The sequence below is a fragment of the Pseudoalteromonas lipolytica genome (assembly GCF_900116435.1).
GTDB lineage: Bacteria > Pseudomonadota > Gammaproteobacteria > Enterobacterales > Alteromonadaceae > Pseudoalteromonas > Pseudoalteromonas lipolytica.
Genome location: NZ_FPAZ01000042.1, coordinates 1 through 2318, shown reverse-complemented (window position 1 = coordinate 2318; position 2318 = coordinate 1). Strand labels below are relative to the sequence as shown.

The 2318-nt window shown below is 48.8% G+C and carries 1 protein-coding gene; it reads left to right on the top strand.

The genetic code is table 11. The features are described from left to right. Window positions 1–2318: beta strand repeat-containing protein (locus tag BM378_RS20190; RefSeq protein WP_177222601.1), on the top strand; the 2318-nt coding region annotated here is incomplete at both ends.

Sequence of the window (2318 nt, the reverse complement as noted above, 5' to 3'; positions counted from 1 at the left end):
ACCGCCTTAGCCGATGGTCAGTTTAGCGTTGAAGCCAGTGTCCGCGATGGGGTTGGTAACTTAAGCGAAGAAACCGTGACCGGTGTTATCGACACTCTTGCGCCAACACTGACCTTAACTGGTGTGGGTGAGGGCAGTGATGTCACGCCGGTGTTAAGTGGTACCAGTAATGAAATTGGTGCGACGGTTACTATCTCTGTCACGGATAGCAATGGCACAGTACAAACTTTTACTGCCATTGTTGGCAGCAACGGAACCTGGAGTAGAGAAGTTCCTAATGGTCTTGCTGAAGGGGATTATACCGTCACGGTGACAGTAAGTGATGATGCAGGTAACACCAGCAGCGTGACTGCAACAGGTAATATTGATACCACCAACCCGGTTGTTACTGTGAATGATAATGGCCTAGGTAATGACGATACACCAACCTTAAGTGGTACCTCAACCGAGCCTGCGGGAACACTGGTCAGTATTATTGTTATTGACAGTAATGGGGATACACATAACTTTACTGCGACTGTAGCTGCCGATGGGTCGTGGCAAACAAATGCCTCTGTATTACCTGACGGCGATTATACTATTACTGCAACGATCACCGATGCAGCAGGCAATGTTGGCACAGACTCAGGCACGGGTCGTATTGATACAACGCCACCATTATTAACCATTAATAATCTAGGGACGGTCAATACAGATACGCCAACAATCAGTGGGACTTCGTCAGAACCGGCTGGCACAGTTATTTCTTTAGTTGTAACTGATTCAAGCGGTAATACGCTGAACTTATCAGCGGTGGTTGATGGAAATGGCGACTGGTCTGTTACTTCATCGTCACTAACAAACGATGATTACACGGTTGTGGCAACGGTTGCAGATGCTGCTGGTAATACAGCAACAGCCTCTGAAAGCTTTACACTCGACACCTCTGCGCCAAGCATTGCGATAGATGTTATTGGTGAAATTAACGATCCAACTCCTACGATTACGGGCACAACTGATGCCGCTGATGGCAGCACGGTGACAGTTGTGATTGATGATGGTGTCAATCCGGTAGAAACATTAACCACAACGGTCACTGGCGGGGTTTGGTTTGTGACAGCAAACAATGCGTTACCAGAAGGAAGTTTTACAGTTACCGCAACGGTGACGGTTAATACTATTGATGGCACGGCAACACGCACAGGAACAGTCGATCTTACTGCGCCTAGTATCACCATAAATGATATTAACGACACCAATGATACCACTCCAACGATTAGCGGTACGACAGACGCAAGTGCAGGCAGTTTAGTCACCTTGACTATTACTGACTCTCTTGGAAATACACACACAGTTGTCGCGACAGTATTAGCCAATGGTAGTTGGTCTGTTGCCGCTTCGACTATATTAGCCGAAGGTACATTTACAGTCACAGCTTCTGTTACAGACGCTGCTGGTAACACAGGCACAGACAATGCGACAGGTAATGTAGATATCACCGCACCTGTTGTCAGTATTGATGCGATTGCCGACAGCAACGATGTAACACCTGCAATTAGTGGCCAAAGTACAGGCGTGCCTGCGGGGACGCTTGTTACGTTAACCATCACCGACAGTGCGGGTAATGTTCAAACAGTAACAACAACTGTACAAGCCGATGGTAGTTGGTCAGTTGAAGCAGCAACGGCACTCGCCGAAGGTGATTACACCGTTGTTGCAACCATTGTGGATGCCGCAGGTAATACAGGCACCGACACCGAAACTGGCACAATTGATGTGACCGCGCCAACCATCACCATTGATGCGCCAGCGCTAACCAATGACAACACGCCAACGGTGACAGGTTCATCAGACTTAGCCAATACGAGTCTTGATGTGACCTTTACTGATGCCAATGGCACCAGCCACACAGTGACAGTGACCACCGATGCCTCAGGTAATTGGAGTGTCGATGCAGCGCAAGCATTGGCCGATGGTAACTACAGTGTGACAGCGAGTATCAGCGATTCAGCCGGTAATAACAGCAGCGCCACAGACAGCGGCGTGGTTGATACAATTCCACCAGAGCTTGCCTTTGTGCCGACCTTCTTACTGGGTCAATTGGTTACTTTAAGCGGTACCTCTGATTTACCGGCTGGTAGCACGGTCACTATTACCCAAAACTTGGTAGGTGGTGGCGTAGTGACATACACTGCGACAACCGATGCCAATGGTGATTGGTCATTGACAGGGTTGACTGTGCCACTGCTCAGTTTAGCGTCTATCACCGCAAGTGCGTCTGATGAAGCCGGCAATGTACGCACGATTACCTCAACCGATTTTGATGGTACACCGCCGAC